Source organism: Psychromonas arctica (assembly GCF_038155225.1).
GTDB lineage: Bacteria > Pseudomonadota > Gammaproteobacteria > Enterobacterales > Psychromonadaceae > Psychromonas > Psychromonas arctica_B.
Genome location: NZ_JBAKBA010000249.1, coordinates 1 through 225 on the forward strand (window position 1 = coordinate 1; position 225 = coordinate 225).

General features: G+C 37.3%; 1 protein-coding gene. It reads right to left on the minus strand.

The window, feature by feature from the left end:
- On the minus strand, positions 1-204 hold a 204-nt coding region (locus V6255_RS18445; RefSeq protein ID WP_341629427.1), incomplete at its 3' end, for a GTPase.
- Positions 205-225 lie beyond the last annotated feature (21 nt).

The following is a 225-nucleotide window of genomic DNA, read 5'->3' on the forward strand; positions in this document are numbered from 1 at the left end:
TTTTTCTTCAAAATGTAATCCAGGAGTATCAACAAAGATCGTTTGATAATCACCATCAGTATCGATCCCAAGAATACGGTGACGCGATGATTGTGCTTTACGTGAAGTAATACTTACTATATGACCAAGCAATGCATTAATAAGCGTTGATTTCCCTACATTAGGACTCCCGACGATTCCGACTAAGCCACATATTACTGTCATTATTTAGCTCCTAAATAGATG